The organism is Methanobrevibacter sp. V74, assembly GCF_963082495.1.
Lineage (GTDB): Archaea > Methanobacteriota > Methanobacteria > Methanobacteriales > Methanobacteriaceae > Methanocatella.
In genome coordinates this window covers 214,527-236,756 of record NZ_CAUJAN010000003.1, presented here as the reverse complement: position 1 = coordinate 236,756, position 22,230 = coordinate 214,527, and the positions used below count along the sequence as shown (strand labels likewise).

25 protein-coding genes are annotated in these 22,230 nt (G+C 34.0%); 20 read left to right on the top strand and 5 right to left on the bottom strand.

All coding sequences use genetic code 11. The features are described from left to right. The first annotated feature begins 8 nt into the window (after positions 1–8). The 16 genes from mtrD to Q9969_RS06090 all read left to right on the top strand — a co-directional run bounded on the left by mtrD (position 9) and on the right by Q9969_RS06090 (position 13,018). A complete protein-coding gene (gene mtrD / locus Q9969_RS06165) occupies positions 9–710 on the top strand; it encodes a tetrahydromethanopterin S-methyltransferase subunit D (RefSeq protein WP_305514936.1) in 702 nt (233 codons plus the stop codon). Further along, positions 711–1,526 (top strand): tetrahydromethanopterin S-methyltransferase subunit C, encoded by an 816-nt coding sequence (gene mtrC, locus Q9969_RS06160; RefSeq protein WP_305514934.1) that lies wholly within the window; start codon positions 711–713, stop codon positions 1,524–1,526. Positions 1,527–1,543: 17 nt separating this feature from the next. Then, positions 1,544–1,873, top strand: coding sequence for a tetrahydromethanopterin S-methyltransferase subunit B (mtrB, locus tag Q9969_RS06155; protein WP_305514932.1), 330 nt, complete (start codon positions 1,544–1,546; stop codon positions 1,871–1,873). Next, positions 1,874–2,587: a tetrahydromethanopterin S-methyltransferase subunit A gene (gene mtrA / locus Q9969_RS06150; RefSeq protein ID WP_305514930.1), complete on the top strand. Its 714-nt coding sequence runs from the start codon at positions 1,874–1,876 to the stop codon at positions 2,585–2,587. It begins immediately after the preceding gene. Positions 2,588–2,600: 13 nt separating this feature from the next. Further along, the gene (locus tag Q9969_RS06145) at positions 2,601–2,807 is read left to right on the top strand and encodes a tetrahydromethanopterin S-methyltransferase subunit F (RefSeq protein WP_305514928.1); all 207 of its coding nucleotides are present in this window, start codon (positions 2,601–2,603) and stop codon (positions 2,805–2,807) included. An 11-nt stretch (positions 2,808–2,818) separates the two neighbouring features. Continuing rightward, entirely contained in the window at positions 2,819–3,058 is a 240-nt protein-coding gene (gene mtrG / locus Q9969_RS06140; protein ID WP_305514926.1) for a tetrahydromethanopterin S-methyltransferase subunit G, read from the top strand. Positions 3,059–3,070: 12 nt separating this feature from the next. Beyond that, positions 3,071–4,003 (top strand): tetrahydromethanopterin S-methyltransferase subunit H, encoded by a 933-nt coding sequence (gene mtrH, locus Q9969_RS06135; RefSeq protein WP_305514924.1) that lies wholly within the window; start codon positions 3,071–3,073, stop codon positions 4,001–4,003. A 145-nt stretch (positions 4,004–4,148) separates the two neighbouring features. After that, complete coding sequence (locus tag Q9969_RS06130) at positions 4,149–5,618, top strand: methanogenesis marker 14 protein (RefSeq protein ID WP_305514922.1); 1,470 nt, start codon at positions 4,149–4,151, stop codon at positions 5,616–5,618. A 15-nt stretch (positions 5,619–5,633) separates the two neighbouring features. Further along, positions 5,634–6,242 (top strand): NTP transferase domain-containing protein, encoded by a 609-nt coding sequence (locus tag Q9969_RS06125; RefSeq protein ID WP_305514920.1) that lies wholly within the window; start codon positions 5,634–5,636, stop codon positions 6,240–6,242. A gap of 55 nt (positions 6,243–6,297) precedes the next feature. Then, the gene (locus tag Q9969_RS06120) at positions 6,298–6,564 is read left to right on the top strand and encodes a PRC-barrel domain-containing protein (protein ID WP_305514918.1); all 267 of its coding nucleotides are present in this window, start codon (positions 6,298–6,300) and stop codon (positions 6,562–6,564) included. Positions 6,565–6,682: 118 nt separating this feature from the next. Continuing rightward, entirely contained in the window at positions 6,683–7,438 is a 756-nt protein-coding gene (sufC, locus tag Q9969_RS06115; RefSeq protein WP_305514916.1) for a Fe-S cluster assembly ATPase SufC, read from the top strand. Beyond that, positions 7,398–8,657, top strand: coding sequence for a SufD family Fe-S cluster assembly protein (locus Q9969_RS06110; RefSeq protein WP_305514915.1), 1,260 nt, complete (start codon positions 7,398–7,400; stop codon positions 8,655–8,657). Before sufC ends, Q9969_RS06110 begins: the two co-directional genes overlap by 41 nt. Positions 8,658–8,966: 309 nt before the next feature. Next, entirely contained in the window at positions 8,967–9,392 is a 426-nt protein-coding gene (locus Q9969_RS06105) for a hydrogenase iron-sulfur subunit (protein WP_305514913.1), read from the top strand. Positions 9,393–9,407: 15 nt separating this feature from the next. Beyond that, positions 9,408–10,334, top strand: a complete 927-nt coding sequence (locus Q9969_RS06100; RefSeq protein WP_305514911.1) for a F420-nonreducing hydrogenase — start codon at positions 9,408–9,410, stop codon at positions 10,332–10,334. A 1-nt stretch (position 10,335) separates the two neighbouring features. Then, positions 10,336–11,763 carry a Ni/Fe hydrogenase subunit alpha gene (locus Q9969_RS06095; RefSeq protein WP_305514909.1) on the top strand — a complete coding sequence of 476 codons (1,428 nt, stop codon included), beginning with the start codon at positions 10,336–10,338 and terminating at the stop codon, positions 11,761–11,763. Positions 11,764–11,782: 19 nt separating this feature from the next. Next, on the top strand, positions 11,783–13,018 hold the full coding sequence (locus Q9969_RS06090) for a 4Fe-4S binding protein (protein ID WP_305514908.1): 1,236 nt from the start codon (positions 11,783–11,785) through the stop codon (positions 13,016–13,018). A 41-nt stretch (positions 13,019–13,059) separates the two neighbouring features. Here Q9969_RS06090 and Q9969_RS06085 read toward each other — a convergent pair whose 3' ends face one another. Next, positions 13,060–14,316, bottom strand: coding sequence for a dihydroorotase family protein (locus Q9969_RS06085; protein WP_305555506.1), 1,257 nt, complete (start codon positions 14,314–14,316; stop codon positions 13,060–13,062). 81 nt (positions 14,317–14,397) lie between these two features. Here Q9969_RS06085 and Q9969_RS06080 point away from each other — a divergent pair, with 81 nt between their 5' ends. Next, entirely contained in the window at positions 14,398–15,480 is a 1,083-nt protein-coding gene (locus tag Q9969_RS06080; protein WP_305514904.1) for a nucleotidyltransferase family protein, read from the top strand. Here Q9969_RS06080 and Q9969_RS06075 read toward each other — a convergent pair. Together Q9969_RS06075 and Q9969_RS06070 are read right to left on the bottom strand one after the other, a co-directional pair. After that, complete coding sequence (locus Q9969_RS06075; protein WP_305555503.1) at positions 15,474–16,493, bottom strand: ATPase; 1,020 nt, start codon at positions 16,491–16,493, stop codon at positions 15,474–15,476. The genes Q9969_RS06080 and Q9969_RS06075 overlap by 7 nt on opposite strands. Positions 16,494–16,565: 72 nt before the next feature. Then, the gene (locus tag Q9969_RS06070; RefSeq protein ID WP_305555500.1) at positions 16,566–16,793 is read right to left on the bottom strand and encodes a KEOPS complex subunit Pcc1; all 228 of its coding nucleotides are present in this window, start codon (positions 16,791–16,793) and stop codon (positions 16,566–16,568) included. A gap of 204 nt (positions 16,794–16,997) precedes the next feature. On the opposite strand from Q9969_RS06070, the gene rplJ reads away from it, so the two are divergent. The 3 genes from rplJ to mfnA all read left to right on the top strand — a co-directional run bounded on the left by rplJ (position 16,998) and on the right by mfnA (position 21,140). Then, positions 16,998–17,480: a 50S ribosomal protein L16 gene (gene rplJ, locus Q9969_RS06065; protein ID WP_305555497.1), complete on the top strand. Its 483-nt coding sequence runs from the start codon at positions 16,998–17,000 to the stop codon at positions 17,478–17,480. Between the two features lie 165 nt (positions 17,481–17,645). After that, a complete protein-coding gene (ppsA, locus tag Q9969_RS06060) occupies positions 17,646–19,928 on the top strand; it encodes a phosphoenolpyruvate synthase (RefSeq protein ID WP_305555494.1) in 2,283 nt (760 codons plus the stop codon). A gap of 54 nt (positions 19,929–19,982) precedes the next feature. After that, positions 19,983–21,140 (top strand): tyrosine decarboxylase MfnA, encoded by a 1,158-nt coding sequence (gene mfnA, locus Q9969_RS06055; protein WP_305513453.1) that lies wholly within the window; start codon positions 19,983–19,985, stop codon positions 21,138–21,140. Here mfnA and Q9969_RS06050 read toward each other — a convergent pair. Then, complete coding sequence (locus Q9969_RS06050; RefSeq protein WP_305513709.1) at positions 21,137–21,508, bottom strand: dihydroneopterin aldolase family protein; 372 nt, start codon at positions 21,506–21,508, stop codon at positions 21,137–21,139. The genes mfnA and Q9969_RS06050 overlap by 4 nt on opposite strands. Next, positions 21,508–22,227 carry a sortase gene (locus tag Q9969_RS06045; protein ID WP_305513455.1) on the bottom strand — a complete coding sequence of 240 codons (720 nt, stop codon included), beginning with the start codon at positions 22,225–22,227 and terminating at the stop codon, positions 21,508–21,510. The genes Q9969_RS06050 and Q9969_RS06045 overlap by 1 nt, the downstream gene beginning before the upstream one ends. Between the last annotated feature and the right edge of the window lie 3 nt (positions 22,228–22,230).

Genomic DNA, 22,230 nt, shown 5'->3' with positions numbered 1-22,230 from the left:
TTTCGATTATGGATCCGATTAGTTTAATTTTATTCATCGCAATAGGCGGTATTATGATTGGTGCAGGTGTGCACTTTATTCCTGTAGGAGGTGCTCCTGCAGCTATGGCAACAGCTACTGGTGTAGGTACTGGTACTGCTATGTTAGCTGCTGGTGCTGGTTTAACAGGATTAATTACTGCTGCAACTATGACAGGTGAACCATTTTACATAATAGGTATTGGTGGTGCAATTGGTGCTATGATTATGATGGGTATTACCATGCTCATTGCTAACTTAATTTATGTCTTTGGTATTGGTATTGTACCAGCAGCGTCTAAAGTAAATGTAGACTGGATTACAAAACGTAACCAAGAAAAGTATAAAACTCCTGGTACTGAAGGTCATGGTGTACCTTTAACTTCTTTTATTAGTGGCCTTATCGGAGGACTTCTGGGTGGTTTCGGTGGTGGATTAGTGTACTACGGGATTAACACTGCTGTAAATGAAAGTTCTTTTGTAACTGATCCGACTATAAGTATTGGTTTAGCTGCTATTTTAGGTGTCGGTGTGTTCTTTATTAACTCTGTAATTGCTTCTTATAATATTGGTGGTACTATTGAAGGTATGCACGATCCAAAATTCAAAAGGATTGGAACTGGAGCTCTTGCATGTGCTATCGCATCTGTCGTTGTCGGAATATTTTGTATTATTTTAACTGGAGGTTTATAAATGTCTGCTGGTGGAAGTGCTGACGGTGCAGCTGCAGGTGCTGTAGATTCAATGCACTTGTTAATTTTAGGTATCGTTGGCGGATTACTTTGTATTTACATTTCTGGATTCTTAGGAGATGTAATCGGACCGGTTATTGCAGGTATTGGTGCAGTATTAGCTATTATTTGGGGATCAGATGCTATTCGTAGAGTAGCTAGTTACGGTTTAGGTACTGGTGTACCATCTATCGGATACATGTCCCTTTCTGTTGGTGTAATTGCTGCTTTATCCGGTATTAGTTTAGCAGCTATCTTAAAAATAAATCTTGTGGGACCTATTGCTGCTTTTGTTATTGCAGTTATTATTGGAGCTGTTATTGCTCTTATTGCAACTAAAATTGTAGGTATGAAAATTCCTATTATGGTTCAGTGTACTATTGAGATTGCAGGTGCTTCAGCTTTATCTATTTTGGGATTTTCTGTTGCTATTGCCGGTAGTTATGAAATGATGGTAATTTATGAACACGTTGTTGCAACTGGTTTTATTGCTGTATTATTTATTATGTGTACTATGGCTATTCAACACCCATTCAATGCATGTTTAGGACCTAATGAAGATCAATTAAGAACTCTTAAATGCGCATGTTCTACTGCATTTTTATCAATGACTCTTACTGGTCTCATGTCTGTTACTACTGGTGGAATCGGTTGGTTCGTTGTATTTGTCGTTGGATTGATTGGTTGGATTATTTCATTCAGATCATTTGTATTAGCTTCATGTAATGATGCAGCATCAACCAAATGGGCTGGTTTATGGCCTAAAGTGGAGAATTAGATTAGGAGGAATCAAATATGGCTCAAATGTTACCTATGGTACAAATTGTACCTGAAATGAATTTTGCATATGACCCAGTTAATGGGGTTATTGGTTCATCTTTAGGTTCAGGAATTGTGCTCCTATCTATGGATGATGTAAATGAACAAATAGCAAAAGTTGAATTAGCTGCTGATGAATTAATGGCTTCATTAGACCCATATACAAGTCCTGTCGGATCTTTCCCTGGAAGAGAAGGTTCTTATGTAACTGCAGGATTATTAACAAATATGGTATATGGATTCTTATTAGCTACATTCATTATCTTTGCTGCATTGCCTATATTAATGAGAATGGGGGTTTTATAGATGGCTGATAAAAAAGCTCCTGCAGATGGTTGGCCGGTTATCAGTGGGGATTACATTGTTGGTGATCCAGAAAGCCCAGTTGCAGTAACCACTTTAGCTTCTCACATTGAAGCTGAACTTTCTGGCGCGGCTATTGCAGGTCCATGTAAAACAGAAAACTTAGGAATTGAAAAAGTTGTTGCGAATATTATCTCAAACCCTAATATCCGTTTTTTAATATTAGCGGGTGCTGAAGTGCAAGGTCACATTACTGGTCAGAGTTTTAAAGCTTTACACTCAAATGGTGCTGACCCTGATAAAAAGAAAATTATTGGTGCAACCGGTGCAATTCCATTCGTAGAAAATGTTCCTCTTGAAGGTGTTGAAAGATTCCAACAACAATTAGAAATTGTTGATTTAATTGACACAGAAGATATTGGAGCAATACAATCAAAAATCAATGAATGTGTAGAAAAAGATCCTGGTGCTTTTGAAGAAGAAGCTATGGTTATTTCCGTTGAAGGAGATGATGCTGAAGAAGAAGAAGGTGAAGCAATTAGAGTTGTTTCTGCTGAAACTGCACTCATTGAAGCAAGAATTAGAGATATTAACACTAAAATCGACATGGTGGGTGCTGTCCAAAGAAATATGGCAGGAAACTATGCTGGTAAAGTTCAGGGCATAATGATTGGATTGGCTTTTACTTTAGTGGTTGGAGTTTTATTCTTGATTTAAGGAGGAGATGAATATGGTACAAATTTCAAATAAACCAAATATAAATGGGATGAAAACTGCAGCTGATGATGCTGAATACAGTTCAAAACTCCTTGCAAGAGAAGGTAAACTTTTTGCAGGTTTACTTGCAACTAGAGTTAAAGGATTTGCTTTAGGTGCTTGCATAGCAATACTTTTAATTGTAATCATTCCTGTAATTGCAAAATTATTAGGGTTCTAAGGGGTGTTATTATGAGTGAAGAAAATTCAATACCTCAAGTCATGGTTTCCACAGATGAAGTTAAAGATATTGTCGAAAGATTAGATGATGCTGAAGAAAAAGTTGATTTCACTGTTGGGGAATATTATCAACGTTTAGGTCAACAAAACGGTAGAGATGTTGGTATTTTATATGGTATTATAATTGGATTAATTATTTTAATTGTAGCTATAAAATTCGGTATAGCTTCAATGTTATCTACCTTAATTTAAGGAGGTTTACTTATGTTTAGATTTGATAAAGAACAACTCGTCGTTGATATTGCTGGTATGAAAATGGGGGGACAACCTGGTGAATACCCTACTGTTTTAGCAGGAACAATCTTCTACGGCGGACACAATATTATTAGTGATGAAAAAGAAGGTATCTTTGATAAAGATGCTGCGGAAGAAAGAATTAAAACAATGGAAGAAATGTCTGATGTAACTGGAAATCCTTGTATTGTACAAACTTTTGGTGCTACTCCAGAAGCGATGGTAAAATACTTAGAATTTGTTGGTGATATTTGTGACAAACCTTTCCTTATAGATTCAACTGCAGCAGCAGCAAAAATTGCAGGTGTAGAATACGTTCAAGAAGTAGGATTATCTGAAAGGGCTGTTTACAACTCTTTAAGTATGGCTGCAGAACCTGGTGAAATTGAAGCAGTTAAAACCTCTGATATTGATGCATCTATCCTTTTAGGTTTCAACCCAATGAACCCTGGTGTTGAAGGCAAACTCCAAATTTGGGAAACTGGTGGTGATGTAATTGATCAAGGTATCCTTGAAATGGCTGAAGAATGCGGCATTACTAAACCGTTCATGGATGTAGCAGTTACTCCATTAGGTCAAGGTGCAGGACCTGCTGTAAGAACTTCTTTCGCGGTTAAATCCAAATGGGGTTATCCGGTAGGATCTGGTATTCACAACGTTCCATCTGCATGGGACTGGTTAAGAGGATACAAAAAAGAACACAAAGAAGCATGGCCTGTTTGCGATATTGGTTCTAACATTGTTCAACAAATGGCTGGTGGAGACTTTGTTCTCTTCGGACCAATTGAAAATGCAAGACTTGCTTTCCCTGCCTGTGGTATGGCGGATATTATGATTGCTGAAGCAGCAAAAGATATCGGTACCGAACCTGTAGAAGAACACCCAATTAACAATTTATTATAAATAAAATGGGGTCCTGATTAGATGATTAATTTCATCTAATCTTTAATTTTTTTAACTACTTTTCAACTATTTAAAACTTTTTAATAAAATTTATATTGCTATAAAAAGAGATTATTAATTAACTTTATATTTGGAGAGGTTAATTATGTCATTTTTAAGTAAAATTTTTAAGAAGGGGCCTAAGCCTATTATCGCTCATTCAAAAGAGGGTAATTTAGCTACTTTAAAGGCTCAAATGGCAGGTCCTGCAAATCCGGGCACTGTTAAAAAACCAGACACATTTTATGTAACTGCTTCCGTTGAATTGGGTAACACTACTACTAAATCTATTGTGATGGCTACTAATTTAAACACTAGTGAATCTTATTTATTAAATAAAACTGTTAAAATGACTCGTGATATCAGGAAACCTAAACCTTCAGAGGAAGTTTTTGGTAAAACAGTTTGGGGCATTGAACTTTCTAAGGAAGCCGTTACTGATTTGATCAAGGATACTGTTTTAGAATCTCTTAAAAAATGTCAAGTTGATAAAGATGAGGATTTGGATTTTGTTGTAAGGTCAACTGGAGTAACTGCTGGTTTTGCAACTGCTGAAGAAGCAGGTCAGCTTATTATTGCTTTAGCTGATGGCTGTCTTGAAGCAGATATCCCTCCTCGTAAAATGTCTCCTGCAATGAGTATTTCTCAACTTCCAGAAAGATTGCAAAGGCATTCACTTTTAGAAAATGTAATGTTTGATGGGGCTGTTGTAAGTGTTGTGCCTCCTAAAGGAAAAGAAACTGTTGCAAATGAAATGGAGGGAGAGCTTGTTACGGCCGGAATTAAATTGGGTGCAAAATGGACTGATGTTGATTTTAGAAATCCGTGTGTTTCTCTTGATTTCGGTTCTACTTTGGCAGGCCGTATTGTTAATGATAATGAACCTTATGCAAATACCATAGGCAACTTCTTAGGTCTCGCAGGTGTTGTAAGCGACTCTTTAGTAAAGGGCTCTGGCCAAATTGATAAGAAAAATGGAGCTGCTTTAGATTTATACTCTAAAAAGGCGATGAAAAAAGCTAATCATAAAATAGCTGAAGCTAATGCACTTGAAGCTCATAAATTAATTAATATTTCTAAAGTACCGATGGATGTTGATAGATTTGGTACTGTACCTGTAGATCCTGTGGCTGCTGAAAAAGCAGGCACTACTTTAATTGGTTGTGATGTTGGTTTTAATGGGGACAAATTAGATGAACTAATGGAATTGGGTGCACAATTCTATGATAAGGATGGCCTTCCAACTTTACTTTCAACTCTTGATTATGTAAGTACAAATATTGTAAAAAGGGTGCTTGATGTTGCATTTGAAGAAAATGTTATCATTCCAGGTTCTGCATTGGGCATTACTGGAAGAGCAGGTATTACCGGACGTAAACCTGAACTTATTTTAGAAGCGGTTCAAGATAAATTTGAGAGTGTTGTTTTTGTTGAAGATGGCCTTGCTCTTGGATCTGCAATCATGGCTCGTTGTATGAATTCCATGGGAACACCTAAAGTGCCTATTGGAGGTAAACAAGGTGGAAGATGTATTCTTAAAGACCGTATGAAAATGATGGGCGGCAAATTCGCTTAAACATTTGGGTTTTTCATGATTTATGCAATTTTGATGGCTGGAGGTATGGGAACTAGACTGAAAGTTCCGCAGGAAAAACCTATTTTCAAATTACATGATAAACCTTTAATTAAGTATGTACTTGATAATTTGGAATCTTCTAGATTAGTTGACAAAGTTGTTATTGCAGTTAGTCCAAACACCGTTGAAACTACCCAATATTTGAAATCATTAAATGGTGATTTTGAAATTTTGCCTACTTCTGGTGAAGACTATCTTAAAGATTTGTCTTATGTCTTAGATTATTTTGAAAATAAATCTAAAAATGATATTCTACTTTTTATTAATGCTGATTTGCCTTTTATATCAACTGAAACCATTGATCAGGTTTTAGATTACTATCTGAAATCCGATAAAGATGCATTATCTGTTGTTGTTCCTGTTGAGGTTTTTCAGGATTTGGGACTTGATTATTCTTATGAGTTTAATGGTTGCGTTCCGTCTGGATTAAATGTCTTGAGAAGTGAAAATATTCTCCAGGATGAAAATCAGCTAGTTCTTAGAAAAGTCGAATTGGCATTAAACATTAATACCATTCCAGATAGTAAAATTGCAGAAAAATTATATTATGAATATTATATTTAAATATAATGAAGTTTAATAGTTTATATAACTAGAATTATTTTAATCAGGTGATTTAATGGATAATAAACAAATTCCTAAAAGAGAAGAAAAATTATGGAGCGAAATTAAGAACTACCAAGTAGCTACTAACAATGCACGTATCCTTGGCGTATTGGATGAGTTAATCATTAATGAAAAAACTGGTAAAATTGTCGATATTGCTATTAGGATTGAAAATGATCGTAATATCCATGTTAAAGGTGCTAAAAGAAACGGTGACTTGCTATTAGTTCCTTTCGCTAAAGTTGAAAAAGTTGGCGAATTCATTATTGTAACTGAATAATTTCAGTTATCTTCTTTTTTTATTTTTATTTTATAAATTGTGATAACTATTTATATTTAGTAAATTAATAGTTACTATTGTGTAAAACAAATTCATATTTATTCATAAAGGTGATTATATGTTACTTGAAATTGAAAATTTGGCTGTTGAAGTAGCTGGAAAAGAAGTTTTAAAGAACATCAATCTTTCAATTGAGGAAGGGGAAACCCATGTTCTTTTAGGACCTAATGGTGCAGGTAAAAGTACTTTATTTTTAACAATTTTAGGTTTTCCACAGTATGACATTGTTCAGGGTTCTATTAAATTCAAAGGTCAGGATATTACTGATTTGGATACTGCAGATAGAGTAAAACTAGGTATTGGGGTAAGTTTCCAATCTCCACCTTCTATTAGGGGGGTGTCTGTTAGAGATTTAATTAAGATAATTTCTAATCAAGATATAAAAGAGGATTTAAATCCAAGAATGCAAGAATTGGCTGAACAATTAAAATTCAGTGACGAATTTTTAAGTAGGGATGTTAATTATGGGTTCTCAGGAGGGGAAGTAAAGCGTTCCGAAATATTACAATTACTTGCACAAATGCCGGATTTCACAATGTTTGATGAACCTGATTCTGGTGTGGATATTGAAAATGTAGAATTATTAGCTTCAGAAATTAGAACTTTACTTGATAAAGAGAAACCACAAGGTACAAGAAAAAGAAGCGGTCTTTTAATTACTCATTTAGGTTATATTTTAAACTTTGTAAATGCTGATAAAGCCCATGTTTTAATGAATGGTGTTATTGCTTGTTCAGGTAATCCTCTAGAAATTCTCGAAGATATTAGGCAAAATGGTTTTGAAGGATGTGTTGAGTGTGCGCAATGTTTATGAGGATGCTGCAAGGGCAAAAGATAAAAAAGCAGCTATTGGTGTGGATATTAATATTGAAAATTTCACTGAAGAAACAGTTAATGCTATTGATATGATAGATGCATTAGACGATGTTAATAAAAGCACTAAAAATGATTTATTGAAAGTTGGTGTAGATACCGAGGAGGAGAACAGGGCAGGTTCTTATTTCCAGGTGGATCAAAGTAATGTATTTACAAATAATTCCATGTCTAAATCAATCGAACTTATGAACATTGGAATTGCTTTAGAAAAGTATAATTGGTTGGAGGATTATCTCTGGCAAGTTGTAAAACCTGATGCTGATAAATATACTGCAAAAACTGCTTTGGTTGAACAGGAAAAAGGAGTTAATAGCGGATACTTTATTAGATCACTTCCAGGAACCAAAGAGGTCATGCCTGTTCAAGCATGCATGTTTATTAGTGACCAGGATGTTATGCAAACTGTTCATAATGTAATTATTGCTGAAGAAAATTCTGAATTGCATTTAATCACTGGCTGTGCTACTAGTCATGATGTAAGTTCCGCATTGCATATAGGTATTTCTGAAATTTATTTAAAACCTGGGTCTAAAATTACTTTCACCATGGTTCATGATTGGGCTGAGGATGTTGAAGTTAGACCTAGAACTGGTATAAACTTAGCAGATAATTCAACTTATATTAACAACTATATTCTAACAAGTCCTGTTAGAACTATCCAGTCTTATCCTACTGCATACTGTAATGGTGAAAATTCAAGAGCCATTTTCCAAAGTATTCAGGGGGGCAAAAAGAATTCTATTATTGACGTAGGTTCCAGAGCACTTTTAAATGCTAAAGGAGCTCGTGCTGAAGTTATTTCAAGGGCCGTGTCCCAAGATCAATCTCATATTTATTCAAGAGGTCACCTAGCAGGTTTTGTTCCTGATGTTAGAGGACACTTAGAATGCCATGGATTAGTTTTAGATGATGAAAGTTTCATTTATGCGGTTCCTGAGCTTGAAGCCAGTTCTGCAAATCTTGAAATGTCTCATGAAGCTGCGGTTGGTAAAATTTCTGAAGATGAAATTAACTATCTAACTTCCAGAGGTATTACAGAAGAAGATGCTGAATCAATGATTGTTCGAGGATTTTTAAACATGGATATTACTGGCCTTCCTGATGAATTAGCTGAGCAAACTCAAAAAATGATTGATATGAGTGTTGAGGGAATGTAATTTCCCTTTTATTTTCTTTTTTTATCTTAATTTTCTTTTTTTTCAAAATTTTGTTTTATAGTATATAAACTTTTTGACTTTAATTTCTAAGTAACCTTTATATTAATTATTAATATAATATATTAACCAGTACATAATGTATTGCTGAGCTAGCTCATTACGTACGCAAAATTGTGTTTTTAAGGTGTACCTAAACGGTATTTCTTAAAAGAATTTTAAAATATTTTAAAAAACTTTAAAATTAGATTTTTGAAAGACATAAGTTTTCATAAAATCGGAAATAAATATTTGTAGAGGAGGAGAAACTCTATGGCTGATGATGTAAAAATTGTAATGTTTTGTTGCAACTGGTGTTCCTATGGAGGAGCAGACACAGCAGGTACTGCACGTATGCAATACCCACCGAATATTAGAGTTATTCGTGTAATGTGTTCTGGAAGAATTGACCCACAATTTGTTTTAAAAGCATTTAAAGAAGGTGCTGACGGTGTATTTGTAGCTGGGTGTCACATGGGTGACTGCCACTATGATGCAGGTAACTACAAATTAGATCGTAGGATGAGATTAATCTATAAATTAGTTGAAGATATGGGAATTGGAAAAGAAAGAGTTCACCATGATTGGATTTCCGCATCTGAAGGTGAAAAATTCTCTGAAGCTGTTAAAATGATGGTTAACAGAATCAAGGAATTAGGTCCAGCTCCATTAAAACAACAATTAGATGCTGAAAGATAAATTGGAGGAATGAATATGGCAGATAAAGTAAAAATAGGAACTATGTGGTTTGGCGGATGTTCCGGTTGCCACTTATCCATTGCGGATTTCCATGAATCCTTAATTGATATTATGGAATTTGCGGATTTCGAATTTTCCCCTGTACTCATGGATACTAAATATGATGAAGTGCCAGAGTTGGATATTATTATCGTAGAAGGTGGAGTAAGAAACGATGAAAACAGAGAATTAGCTGAAATGTTAAATGAAAAAGCTAAAATGGTAATTGCTTACGGAACTTGTTCTTGTTACGGCGGTATTCCAGGTCTTGGAAACTTATGGACTGTAGAAGAATTAGAAGAAGAAGCATACATTAATTCCGTATCCACTGTAAACCCTGAAGGCATTATTCCTAATGAAGATGTACCTCATCTCGAAAGCAGAGTAAGACCTATCAGTGAATCTATGGATATTGATTTAATGATTCCAGGTTGCCCACCTCGTTCTGATGTTGTAGCAGAAGCTATTTTAACATTATTAAGAGGAGAAACCATCGAATTACCTTCAACTAACCTTTGTGAAGTATGTCCTAGAGAAAAACCACCTGCTGGTTTAGCTATGGACTTCATTAAAAGACAATTTGAATTAGGAGCTCCTGAACCTGATTTATGTTTAATTACTCAAGGTTTAGTATGTATGGGTCCTGCTACCGTATCCTTATGTGGTGCAGAATGCCCTGCTATCGGTATCCAATGTAGAGGATGTTACGGTCCTACTGCTAAAGTATTAGATCAAGGAGCTAAAATGATTAGTGCGATTGCATCTGACTATGGTGTACAAGAAGATAAAACTGTTGATCCAGAAACAGTTGCTGATCAGTTAGATGATATTGTAGGTACTTTCTATACTTACACATTGCCTGCTGCTTTAGTACCAATGAAAATGCAGAAAGGAGGAGAATAAAATGGTTAAACTTACTATGGAGCCTGTCACTCGTATTGAAGGACACGCAAAAATTACTGTGCATCTTGACGATGCAGGAAATGTTGAGGAAACAAGATTACATGTTATGGAATTCAGAGGATTCGAAAAATTTTTACAAGGTCGTCCTGTTGAAGAATTAGCAAGAATCGTACCAAGAATCTGTGGTATCTGTGATGTACAACATCATTTAGCAGCTGCAAAAGCAGTTGACCAAATTTTCGGCTTCGATGATAATGAAATCTTACCTGCTGCATACAGAATGAGAGAAATTATGAACTGGGGTTCATACATGCACTCTCACGCACTTCATTTCTACTTCTTAGCTGCACCAGATTTAATTATTCCTGACGGAACTAGAAAAACTAGAAATGTTTTCCAAGTAATTAAAGACATGCCAGAAGTTGCACTTCAAGCAATTAATATCAGAAGAAACGGTTTAGAAATAGTTAGAAAAATAGGAGGCCGTCCTATTCACCCTACATCTTCCACTCCTGGTGGTATTTCTACCGAATTAGATGCTGATACTCAAAAAGAATTACTCGAAAGAGCAAAACAAAACGTGGAATTAGCACAAGCTACTTTAGATTTAGCTATTCCAATTTTCGAAGAAAAAATTGACTTAGTTTCTTCATTAGGTTACTTTGGCGACACTAGACACTGTGGTCTCGTAAAACCTGATGGAACTTGGGACGTATATAATGGTAACGTTAGATTCAGAGATAAAGATGGCAGTGACATGTTCGAATACAAAAATGAAGAATATGTTGACCATGTTGCTGAACATGTAAAACCTTACTCATGGTTAAAGTTCCCATACCTTAAAGAATTGGGATACCCAGAAGGTATTTACAGAGTAGCACCTTTATCCAGAATTAATGTTTGTGATCAAATGCCTAAAGAAGCACCTCTTGCACAAGAAGCTTTCAAACAATTCCATAAAGACTTTGGATATGCTCAAGCACCATTATTATTCAACTATGCTAGGATTATCGAAATTTTAGCATCTGCTGAATGTGCTGCTGCTGCATTAGAAGAAGACTTATCTGGTCAAAAATTCCCAGATGAATTAGAAAGAACTGAAGGTAAAGGTGTAGGTATTGTAGAAGCACCTCGTGGTACTTTGATCCATCATTACGAATCTGATGATAATGGTTTAACCTCTTATGCTAATATTGTAGTAGCTACAATCCAAAACAACCCTGCTATGGAAATGGGTATTCATCAAGTTGCTAAAGACTATATCAAACCTGGTATGGAAGTTGATGATAGTATCTTTAACTTAATGGAAATGGTTATCAGAGCTTACGACCCATGTTTATCATGTGCTACCCACTCAATGGATAGTCAAATGAGATTAGCTGAAGTAGATATTGTAGACAGTGAAGGAAACCTCATTAAAAAATTCTAAGTTTAAGGGGGTTTTATAAATGATTGTATTTAACGAAGATGGCTGTATTAAATGCGGAGCATGTGAAGGTACTTGCCCTACATCAGCTATTGATGTAACACCAAATGCTATTATTCACTGTGACACTTGTGGTGGAGAACCTAAATGTGCGGATGTTTGCCCTAACGGAGCATTAAAAGTTGAAATGTACGAAATTGCTGAAGGCGTTGAACAAGCAAGATTAGTATTCAACTCAATATTATGCGATTCCTGTGGTAAATGTGAAGAAGTTTGCCCACAAGAAACTATTAAAGTCACTGGTGCTAAATTAAAAGAAGTTGAAGGATTCTGTGTAATGTGTCAAAAATGTGTTGACATTTGCCCAGTAGATGTAATTGGAATTCCTGGTGTTGTTGAACCTAAAGAGTATGAACTTGATCTTAAAGGAAAAGGACCTGTTTACATCAACAATTGTGTCGGATGTGGAACTTGTGTAGATCCTTGTCCTGTACATGCTATTACTCTTGAGGAAGTGGGAAGTCCTATTACTGTAAATGATGATTGTATTAGATGTGGTTTATGTTCACAAACATGTCCTTGGAATGCAATTTTCATTTCCGAGAAAAAACCTGTTAAACGTTCAAAAGAAATCAAATCATTTACCTTTAATTCAGCTAAATGTATTGGATGTAACACTTGTGTTGAAGCATGTCCTGGAGATTTCATTAAAGCTAATGGCGGAAATTTAACTGTAATGATTCCAGAAATTTGTGCTGCATGTAGTTTATGTGTAAAACTTTGTCCTGTTGACGCATTAGATATTGATGTTGAATGGGGTGAAGGTTCTCCTGTCGATGCTGAAGGTCTTGGTTGGGATTCAGAAAAATGTGAATTCATTGGTGCATGTGCTAATAAATGTCCTACTGAAGCTATCCGTGTAATTACCAAAACTGGTATGTCATGCCCAGCTTTAGTCGAAACTGATTCAGATCCATCATTTACTAGTTGTATAAGATGTGGTGCTTGTGCTTCTATTTGTCCTAATGATGCATTATCTGTTGGTTCTATTGAATTGGAAATCAATGGTGAAACTGTATCTAGAGACAGAATAGAATTCAACCCATCTAAATGTGATCAATGTGGTGACTGTATAGAGACTTGTCCATATGATATGTTACATAAGTCAGAAAATCCTAAATTACCAATTGCTGGATTTTGTACTTTATGTGGTCAATGTATGGAAGCTTGCCCAGAAAATGCTTTATGTTATAAATAGGTGGAAACACACACCTATTTATTATTTTTTTTAAAAATTAGTTATATTTTATCCATTACTATTTTACCCTTGACTATTGTCATTATTGGCAATCCTTGATATTCCCATCCATCAAATGGAGAGTATTCTGCTTTTGTTTTAAATTCACTGATGTTAAATTTACCTTTTCTCTTCAAATCAATTATTGTAAAGTCGGCATCGTAACCTATGGCTAGTTTTCCTTTTGTGTTTAATTCATAGATTTTAGATGCATTTTCACTAAAAATTTTCGGTATTGTTTTGAAATCTATATTTCCCTTGTTCACTTCCGTTAAAAGAAGTGGGACTACAGTTTCAAGATTCGGTATTCCTGGAGAGGATTCCCAGATTCCTTTTGTTTTATCTTCAATTGTGTGGGGCGCATGGTCAGTTCCGATTATTGAATTTTCGTCTAAATCATTAATGTTTACACTATCTTTTTCTGGTCTAAGTGGAGGATTGGTTTTTGTGAAGGTATCATATAGATTATATGCGGCATTGTCTAGTAATAGGTGGTGGGGAGTAAATTCCCAACTTATAGGTATGGTTTTGCTTACACTTTTTGCTAAGTTTAGGGCTTTACGTGAGCTTAGATGGCAAATATGCAATCTTAAATCATTATCCTTTGCAAGTTCGATTGCTTGTTTTACAGATTCATCTTCAGCTTGTGAAGGTCTTCCATATGAATAATCAATAGCTTTATTTTCTCCTTTTTCTTGTAATTTTCGAGTTTCTACATCAACAATGGATTTTTTCTCACAATGTGTTGCAACTAAACCGTTATAATCGGTAGTTTCTTTTAATATGGATAAATCATGGAATATTTTTCCTAAGCTTTCATCGCTTTCCAAATCCATAAATACTTTTACCGAAATCGGATTTAACTCCATCATCTTTTTCATTTCTTTTAATGAATTTGGACCTATCTGAAGTTCAAAATTAACTACAGATTTACTTTGGGCAATCTTAATTTTTTCTTTTAATGCGGCGTATGTATTTGTTTTAGGAATTGTATTTGGCATGTCAATAACTGTTGTAAATCCGCCATTTGCTGCAGCTAAACTTCCAGTTTTAAAATTTTCTTTTTGAGTTAATCCAGGATCTCTAAAATGTATATGGGGATCTATAAATCCCGGAAGGACATAATTGTTTTTAACATCAAGTACATCATCCCCTTTTATGGGTGTTTTTGAAATGCCGGTTATTTTTCCATCTTCAACTTTAATAAAACATTCCCCATTTTCATCAACTAATCTGCAATTCTTTAAAATTAAATCCATGTTGGTCACCTTATTGTTTCTATTTGTTGTTCTTATTTTTAAAACATAACTTTTTTTAAATTTAAAAATAAATTTTCTATTATGTCTCAAGTTTCCAGTATTCTCAAACGTGATATGGAATTATTTTATAATGATTTGGAATGCGATTGTAAAATTTCAGATAGCACTTGTGATACGATTTTAGTTTCAGATTTCACAGAGTATAATCCTTTACATAATGGTCATTTTCATTGTATGAAAACTGCTAAAAGCATGTTTCCTAAATCATTATTTGTAGCTATTGTTCCAGGTCTCTTTGAGAGAAGTGGTAGAGGAATCCCATATATATTGCCTAGGGAAATTAGGGCAGAAATTGCAATTTCAGTTGGTGCAGATATTGTAGTTGAAGGTCCTCCCATGGGGATTATGGGGTCAGGTCAATATTCATTATGTCTTTGTAAAATGTTTCAAGCCTTAAACACGGATTATATTCCAAGAGGATATAAGGCAGTGGAAGGAATGGATGAAATATTAGATAGAATTAATATGGGGCATCACATCGCTTCAAAACCCTATAAAATTGTAGATAAAACCACTAAAGAAACCCTTATGGAGGGTAAACTTGAGGAAGATAATTATGTAATAACCTCTTTTTCAAATTCATTATCTAAAATAGGATTTGATTATGCTGATAAATTCATTTTTGTTAAAAGAATTGAAGGGGTAAGTGGCACTTTAATTCGTGAAAGCATCCTTCAAGATAATTTTGAGGGGGTGGTTGATATGATGCCTCAAAAAACAATTGAAGTGCTTAAAAGAGAAATTAGGAAAGGTTCCATAATTTACGGTATTCGTGATGTGGAAAAAATTCTAGATACTGCAAACAATTATTCCTTTGAAGAGTTAAGCAATCTAAATTTATTCAATGATAAATTAGCAGGAAAGATTATTGAAAATAGGCATCATGACAATTTAGAAAGTTTGGAAAACTCCATATTACAAGGATTTTCATCTCATTTCCACCAAAGAGTTTTAAGTATTTTGGAAAATCCGATTCCTAAAAAAACAATATCCACATACATTGACAGATATCCGGCAAATATCAGAGTATTAGATTATAAAAATGAAGATAGTTTAGAAAAATTTAAAGAAAAAGTCAATAATGAAAATATCATCCATTATTGAGGGCTTAAAATATTATTGATTACATTTTGAGGGTTTGAAAGTGCATATATTGCATCTATAAATGTTGAATAATATGTACTTAATGTAAATATGTAAATTAAATAGTAAATAACAATTAACACAACGAGAATCAATATAATTGTTAAAAGAATGTCAACAATGCCCATTGGCTCTTTTTCTTCTTGATAATTTAGATTATGGATATTGTCCTTACCTTTTTTATCTCTTTTAGATTTTTTGCCGCCTTGTTGTTCAGCTAAAATTTCAGCTCTAATCCTTGCTTCCATTTCTTCTGGAGTTTCTGGTCTGTTAGGTTTTTTTGCTGTTTTTTCTTTTAGAATTGGTTCTTCAGATTTAGGCCTGTACTGTCTTCTAGTTAAAGAACCGTATTCTTCCTCATCCTTAGCTAATTGTTCCCCTAAAGGCACATCATTTTCATCGAAGTATAAATCATCTAAATATTTTTCATATTTATCTTCTAATTCTATTCTTGCACTAGTTGGCTGAGGTTTGTAAGAGTGATCCGGATAAATAAATTCTTGCGAATTTGTATTTGGTGCAATATATTCGTTTTGAGTTATTTTAGGAGTTTCTTCTATCATCTGAGGAATAGGTTCATTTTCTTGTATATAAGATGATTCAAGACCTCCTGAATAAGCAATATCCTTTTTAATATTGTATGGAGAATCTTCAGGAATTTGTTTAATCTCATGGGTTGGTTGAACTTCTTTTTGAGGAGCATAAATTTCTTCTTCAGCCGGTGGTTGATATATATTTTCTTCAACTGGTTTTTTATTTAATCTTGCAGGTTCAGTTTTCACAGGTTCTTGACTGACAACTGATTGAGGTTGCTCTTTAGATTTGTTTTCAATTCCAAGACCTACAATTTTTTCTAAACATTCTTTACAGTATTCTTTTCCTGCAATTTCTAAACCACATTCTTTACAAATTGATTTTCCACATATAGCACAAGTATCTGTGCCCTCTCTGTCTGGATGATAATAACATTCCATAAATTTCACTCCCATAACGAATTAGTCATATTAAATCTAATATCTGTTAATCTATTTATATAAAAGTTTTTATTATTTGCTTTTTTCAACGATTTTTTCCACAACAATTTCAGAAGAAATTAAATCATCAACAGTTGCAAGAAAGCTACCTAATTTTTCACTTGTAATTTTATATTCAATTGAATTTCCAGTTAATTTTGATTCTAGATAGTCTTCATTGTCTACTTCCAGTGAATCAAATACTAATTTGGAATTGTCCGCATTGTTATATGTAAAAACAATATTTCCCTCTATTTTCATAATATATTTATATATCATTTCTTATAATAAAATATTTTTTGTAGTTGAATTCTTAAAAATGGGGTAACCTTTATTAATAACTTAATTAATATATTTAAATATTCTATTATATTGTGATATAATTTTTATATAGCTATTTGGAAAATTCATTATTTTTAGCTATTTTTAATTAAAACATTTTATGTTTAACTCGGAGGAAGAATTATGGTTCGTGCTTATACAAGAAGAGATTATATTAGAAAAACCCCAAATTCAAGAATTGTACAATATGATATGGGAAATTTAAAAGATGAATTTCCAGTATCTGTAAGTTTAGCTGTTAAAAAACCGGTTCAAATTAGACACAACTCTTTAGAAGCTGCAAGGATTGCTTCTAACAGATTAATGCAAAGGGCTGCAGGAAGAATGGGATACCACTTAAAATTAAGAGTATATCCTCATCAAATTGTAAGAGAAAACCCAATGGCAACTGGTGCAGGAGCAGATAGGGTACAAAGTGGTATGAGAAACGCTTTCGGTAAACCAATTTCTGTTGAAGCTATTGTTAAAAAGAATCAAAAAATTGTCACAATAGACTGTCAGGAAAAAAACTTTGAACAAGCTAAAATTGCGCTCAAGAGAGCAGGAATGAAATTGCCGGTTCCTTGTAAAATTGTCGTTGACAAAGGCGCAGATTTAGTTAAATAGATTAATTTAATTAATCTTTTCTACTCTTTTTTTATTAACTTATTTCATGATTAAAATACTTTTTTTTTCATTAAATATTTAAACTTTAAAAATCATATTTAATATTAATATTGACTGATTCTTATGGTCAATGTAATATATTTTTAATCTGAGAGGTTATATTTCATGTATGTTGTAAAATTTGAGGATTTATCCAAATCCGATATTAGAATTGCAGGCGGAAAAGGTGCTAATTTGGGTGAATTAACCCAAGCGGGTATTCCAGTTCCACCAGGTTTTGTAGTAACTGCGCAAGCTTATGAAAAATTTATGGATGAGGCAGGAATCAACGATAAAGTTATGAGCATTCTTGAAGAAATTGATATCAATGATACTAAAGCTCTTCAAGCCGCTTCCAAGGAAATCAAAGAACTTATTATTGAAGCACCTATTCCAGAAGATTTAGTTTTATTTATTCGTGAATATTATAATGAACTTTGTCAAAGAGTTGGGGAAGATGACGTTGATGTGGCAATCAGATCATCTGCAACCGCAGAAGATTTGCCTGAAGCGTCATTTGCAGGTCAACAGGATACTTTCTTACATGTTTCTGGGGATGATGAAGTAATTGAATACATTAGAAAATGTTGGGCTTCCTTATTTGAAGCAAGAGCAATCTTTTACAGGGAGGAAAACAACTTTGAACATTCAAAAGTTTTCATCGCTGTTGTTGTTCAGAAAATGGCACATGCAGATAAAGCAGGAGTAATGTTTACTGTAAATCCATCCACCGGTGAAGAAATAGCTTTAATAGAAGGGTCATGGGGTCTTGGAGAAGCTGTTGTATCTGGTGATGTAACTCCTGATAATTACCAGGTTGATAAAAAAGCTAATGAAATTATTAATGTTACAATTAGTGATAAAAAAATAATGTACACTAATGATGATAAAGGCACCAGTATAAAAGTTGATGTTCCTGAAGATTTAAGAAATAAAAGGGTATTGTCAGATGAAGAGCTCATTGAATTAACTGAAATGGGTAAAAGAGTTCAAGCTCATTATGGTGAGCCAATGGATACTGAATGGGCTTTTGAAAATGATAGTTTATTCTTATTGCAAGCTAGGCCAATTACAACTTTAGGTGATGTTGGATCTGAAGGAAATGATGATGCATCTTCTGAGTTAGGTGATGTTCTTGTAAGGGGTCTTGGAGCAAGTCCTGGTATGGCATCTGGTAATGTTAAAGTTGTTTTCGACATTGATGAACTAGATAAAATTAAAGATGGTGACATCATGGTTACAACAATGACCACACCGGATATGGTTCCTGCCATGAGAAGGGCAAGCGGCATTGTAACTGATGAAGGTGGAGTAACATGTCATGCATCAATTATTTCTCGTGAACTTGGAATTCCTTGTGTTGTAGGAACTGCTGATGCTACAACAAAATTAGAAGAAAATTTTGGTGTTACAATAGATGGTAAAAAAGGATTGGTATTTGACGGAATCTTTGAGATTAAAGAGGAATCTGCAAATATTGTTACAGGTACTGTTGAATCAGCTCCTATTATTACTGTAACTGAAGTTAAGGCTAATGTTAGTATGCCTGAAGCTGCACAGAAAGCTGCAGCTACCGGTGCTGATGGTGTTGGACTTTTAAGAACTGAACATTTGATGTTGACTTCCGGTGTTCACCCAGGTAAATTTATTGCTGAGAACAGGGAAGATGAGTTAATTGATACAATTGCTGATAATGTTCAAATCGTAGCAGATGCATTTTATCCAAAACCTGTATGGTATAGAACTTTAGATGCGCCTACTGACGAATTCATCACTTTGGAAGGTGGGGAAAACGAACCTATGGAGCATAATCCAATGCTTGGTTGGAGAGGAATTAGAAGAGAACTTGACCAACCTGAAATTCTTGAATGCGAATTTAAAGCTATTAAAAAATTGCATGAAAAAGGATACACAAATATTGGTATTATGATTCCATTGTCACAAAGTCCTGAAGAGCTTATACAAGCCAAAGCGATCTGTTCTGATGTGGGTCTTGAACCTCACAGGGATGTTGACTTTGGAATGATGGTTGAAATTCCAGCAGCTGCGATAATGATTGATGAATATATTAATGTTGGAATAGACTTTGTAAGTTTAGGAACCAACGATTTAACTCAATACACTCTTGCAGTAGATAGAAACAACGAATTTGTTGCAAAACACTACTCTGAAGAACACCCTGCAGTAATGAAATTAATTGAAAGAACAATTAGGAAATGTGCTGAAGCAGGTGTGACCTGCAGTATTTGTGGTCAAGCAGGCAGTGTCCCTCACATTGTTGAAAAACTTGTTGAATTTGGAATTAGTAGTGTTTCTTCCAATACTGACGCTATTGCTGATGTGAGAAAAACTGTTGCTCGTGCTGAACAAAAAATTATTCTTGACGCTGCTCGTAAACGTTTAGAATAATATCTTTTATTTTCTTTTTTTATTTTTATTTTTAACAATAAATTAGGTTATTTTATGGATGATAAACCAGCAGATAAGCAAGTTATTTTAAAGGAATTAGAGGAAATTCATAGTTTGGATCATGATTATGCAGACGGCAGAATTTTAGGCTCAATGTGTACTGAAGCCCATCCTTTTGCTAAAAAAGTTTATTGTGAATTTCTAGACACCAATTTGGGTGATCCTGGATTATTTAAAGGAACTAAACAAATTGAAAATGAGGTTATTAAATCTATTGGGGATTTATTGTCTCTTGACAATGCTTATGGCAATATTGTCACAGGGGGGACTGAAGCTAATTTAATGGCGATAAGGGCTGCAAGAAATCATGCAAGAAAATATAAGGGGATAACTGATGGTGAAATAATTATTCCCGATTCTGCTCATTTTTCATTTAAAAAAGCTGCTGACATGTTAAATCTGGAGATAGTTGAAGCTAAATTAGATGACAATTATAAAATAGATGTTGAATCTGTTAGGGAGGCAATATCTGATAAAACAGTAGCTATTGTTGCTATTGCAGGCACTACTGAATTAGGTTTAATAGATCCAATTGAGGAAATTTCAAAAATCGCTTTGGAAAATAATATTTATTTCCATGTTGACGCGGCATTTGGCGGATTTTCAATTCCATTTTTAAAAGAACTTGGTTATGACTTACCTAATTTTGATTTTTCACTTGAAGGAGTTTGTTCTATAACTGTTGATCCTCATAAAATGGGTTTGGCTCCGATTCCTGCTGGAGGAATTATTTTTAGACACAGTGAATATTTGGATGTAATGGCTGTTGATTCACCATATTTAACTGTTAAAACACAATCCACCATTGTAGGAACTCGTTTAGGAGCTTCATCAGCTGCGACTTATGCAATTATGAAATACTTTGGAAAAGAAGGTTATTTTAAATTAGCTGAAAATTTAATGGAAAATACTAAATTTTTAGCTGGAAATCTAAAAGAGTTAGGTTATGAACTAATTTGTGAACCTGAATTAAACATAATAGCTTTTAATCATCCGGATATGGCCACTAATGATTTAGCTCAAAAATTAGAAGATTTGGGATGGAAAGTGTCTGTTGCTAAATGTCCTGTTGCAATCAGGGTCGTTTTAATGAATCATGTTAAAAAGAATCATTTAAAAGAATTATTGAAAGATTTAAAAGATATTTATTAATCTTTTATGCTTTCAACATACATTAAAGGATAATTCAGTTCTTCATTAAATTCAATTCTAATAATTGCTTTGACATTCTCCACTTTTGTATGGATTTTAACATCTAACATATCGCCGGTTAGGGAGGTGTATTCAAATTCGGTCATTGATTCTTCAAGTTTATCAAATCTTATTTTAGCTTCCACTTTCTCAATTGCAGGTTGCAGGCTTACAGACTCTTCAATAGCTTTTTCTAAACTTTCTTTAGATTTTTTATTTATGGGTGTTCCTACAAACTGATGAAATAATGCGCCCATACTAATAGCACCTTCAAATATGGCTCTTTCTCGGGCAGTTATATTTGAAAAGTATTCCTTATCTACATCCATCATGCTCCTCCATTTAAAAATATTATTTTATCATAAATTTGTTCGGAAGGGATTGGATTTATGAAACAGTAAAATAAAATCGCTGAAATGATTATTACTGTGATTAAAATGTATATTCTGTTGTCTTTAGGATAAAAGAAACTAAATGCCAATCCGACTATTAGAAATATTGACGAAATCATTAACGCATTAAACTCTTGGGGATTGTTTTTAATAATCTTCTCGTTTATGGAACTTATATTATTTAACTCGCCGTAAACTAATAGTCTATTTTCAGTTGACCCAATAGGATCACAGGTGACTAATATTGTACTGTTTGCACCGCCATATTTTAGGTTATATGATGCAGGCACAATTGTTGTATTTGTTACAGTATAGTTTAGCTCACCTACTCCAGGCCATTCTAGTAAGAATGAATCTCCAATTTCAAGTTCATTTAACCTTAAAAATGGTGATCCTTGAAGGGTTCTGTGTCCATACAGTACAACCGTATCATTGGGCGGAACATTTTCACCAGGATCACTTAATACGCCCTGATTTAAGGATTTGTTGTTAATTTTTTCATCAACCCCAATTGAAGGGATTATAATTTTAGGAGAATCAATGTTTTTTTCAATTACTAGTTTTGCTGAATAGTAATTCACTTCTCCCATTGCATATAATCCGATAATAAGCAAACAAATTATCACAATCATTGTTGAAATTTTAGGTTTGTCCATGAT

Bases quoted from the DNA above. Each gene is read 5' to 3' on its own strand.
- Q9969_RS06100 (WP_305514911.1), top strand. From the start codon at position 9,408: ATGGCAGATAAAGTAAAAATAGGAACTATGTGGTTTGGCGGATGTTCC.
- Q9969_RS06045 (WP_305513455.1), bottom strand. From the start codon at position 22,227: ATGGACAAACCTAAAATTTCAACAATGATTGTGATAATTTGTTTGCTT.
- Q9969_RS06110 (WP_305514915.1), top strand. From the start codon at position 7,398: ATGGTTTTGAAGGATGTGTTGAGTGTGCGCAATGTTTATGAGGATGCT.
- Q9969_RS06080 (WP_305514904.1), top strand. From the start codon at position 14,398: ATGTCTCAAGTTTCCAGTATTCTCAAACGTGATATGGAATTATTTTAT.
- Q9969_RS06050 (WP_305513709.1), bottom strand. From the start codon at position 21,508: ATGGATGTAGATAAGGAATACTTTTCAAATATAACTGCCCGAGAAAGA.
- Q9969_RS06130 (WP_305514922.1), top strand. From the start codon at position 4,149: ATGTCATTTTTAAGTAAAATTTTTAAGAAGGGGCCTAAGCCTATTATC.
- mtrB (WP_305514932.1), top strand. From the start codon at position 1,544: ATGGCTCAAATGTTACCTATGGTACAAATTGTACCTGAAATGAATTTT.
- Q9969_RS06095 (WP_305514909.1), top strand. From the start codon at position 10,336: ATGGTTAAACTTACTATGGAGCCTGTCACTCGTATTGAAGGACACGCA.
- ppsA (WP_305555494.1), top strand. From the start codon at position 17,646: ATGTATGTTGTAAAATTTGAGGATTTATCCAAATCCGATATTAGAATT.
- rplJ (WP_305555497.1), top strand. From the start codon at position 16,998: ATGGTTCGTGCTTATACAAGAAGAGATTATATTAGAAAAACCCCAAAT.
- mfnA (WP_305513453.1), top strand. From the start codon at position 19,983: ATGGATGATAAACCAGCAGATAAGCAAGTTATTTTAAAGGAATTAGAG.
- Q9969_RS06090 (WP_305514908.1), top strand. From the start codon at position 11,783: ATGATTGTATTTAACGAAGATGGCTGTATTAAATGCGGAGCATGTGAA.
- mtrD (WP_305514936.1), top strand. From the start codon at position 9: ATGGATCCGATTAGTTTAATTTTATTCATCGCAATAGGCGGTATTATG.
- Q9969_RS06120 (WP_305514918.1), top strand. From the start codon at position 6,298: ATGGATAATAAACAAATTCCTAAAAGAGAAGAAAAATTATGGAGCGAA.
- mtrC (WP_305514934.1), top strand. From the start codon at position 711: ATGTCTGCTGGTGGAAGTGCTGACGGTGCAGCTGCAGGTGCTGTAGAT.
- Q9969_RS06125 (WP_305514920.1), top strand. From the start codon at position 5,634: ATGATTTATGCAATTTTGATGGCTGGAGGTATGGGAACTAGACTGAAA.
- Q9969_RS06105 (WP_305514913.1), top strand. From the start codon at position 8,967: ATGGCTGATGATGTAAAAATTGTAATGTTTTGTTGCAACTGGTGTTCC.
- Q9969_RS06070 (WP_305555500.1), bottom strand. From the start codon at position 16,793: ATGAAAATAGAGGGAAATATTGTTTTTACATATAACAATGCGGACAAT.
- sufC (WP_305514916.1), top strand. From the start codon at position 6,683: ATGTTACTTGAAATTGAAAATTTGGCTGTTGAAGTAGCTGGAAAAGAA.
- mtrA (WP_305514930.1), top strand. From the start codon at position 1,874: ATGGCTGATAAAAAAGCTCCTGCAGATGGTTGGCCGGTTATCAGTGGG.
- Q9969_RS06145 (WP_305514928.1), top strand. From the start codon at position 2,601: ATGGTACAAATTTCAAATAAACCAAATATAAATGGGATGAAAACTGCA.
- Q9969_RS06075 (WP_305555503.1), bottom strand. From the start codon at position 16,493: ATGGAATGTTATTATCATCCAGACAGAGAGGGCACAGATACTTGTGCT.
- mtrG (WP_305514926.1), top strand. From the start codon at position 2,819: ATGAGTGAAGAAAATTCAATACCTCAAGTCATGGTTTCCACAGATGAA.
- mtrH (WP_305514924.1), top strand. From the start codon at position 3,071: ATGTTTAGATTTGATAAAGAACAACTCGTCGTTGATATTGCTGGTATG.
- Q9969_RS06085 (WP_305555506.1), bottom strand. From the start codon at position 14,316: ATGGATTTAATTTTAAAGAATTGCAGATTAGTTGATGAAAATGGGGAA.